Source organism: Halobellus sp. Atlit-38R, from assembly GCF_003665925.1.
GTDB lineage: Archaea > Halobacteriota > Halobacteria > Halobacteriales > Haloferacaceae > Haloquadratum > Haloquadratum inordinatus.
Window position 1 is genome coordinate 1 of the sequence record NZ_QXIJ01000130.1, and the last position, 607, is coordinate 607.

2 pseudogenes are annotated in these 607 nt (G+C 58.2%); one reads left to right on the forward strand and one right to left on the reverse strand.

Going from position 1 to position 607, the window contains the following annotated elements:
• Window positions 1–100: pseudogene (locus D3D02_RS18500) on the reverse strand (IS5/IS1182 family transposase); the annotation flags it as partial.
• A gap of 183 nt (window positions 101–283) precedes the next feature.
• Here D3D02_RS18500 and D3D02_RS18505 point away from each other — a divergent pair.
• A pseudogene (locus tag D3D02_RS18505) lies at window positions 284–607 on the forward strand (IS4 family transposase); the annotation flags it as partial.

Sequence of the window (607 nt, forward strand, 5' to 3'; positions counted from 1 at the left end):
AGCCGCCACCCCCTTCGGGGGCGGCGACTTCGCCTCGGTCACCAACAACATTTTTAGCCAACGTGACCGCCTTCTTCGTGAAGCGGGAGATTTTCGACATAGAGCATCGACGGTTTCCCGCTTCATCTTCCAAATTCTACCGGTCGAAACCGACGCCGTCTAGTGATTCACCAGAGCCCGTTCAAAGAAAGGGTACGGACCATCCGTGTTCGGTTAAGAAGCGAAATCGAGAGACTGCGCTCTGTTGACGAAGTTATCGGTGTAGAACGCGTGGGGAGAGGTTGTGCTGAAGGAACTCTCCCCAGACCTTATTCGACGGCGGCTCACTTCGCTCTTTCCAGGAGAGCTAATCGAAGACATCGCGCGCGAGCGCGATGTCGTCCAGCGTGACCGGAAAATCGACATCACGATGCTCGTCTGGACGCTCATCATGGGCTTCGCCGTCGACGGCGAAGCCCGAACTATCGCCGGCTTTCAACGGGCGTACTCCGCAGCAACCAACCAGACCGTTGCCCGCTCAAGCTTCTACGATCGGTTCACGCCGGCCCTCGCAGCACTGTTGAACGACCTCCTCGAGCACGCTCTCGAGGAGGTCGCGGTTCCTCAC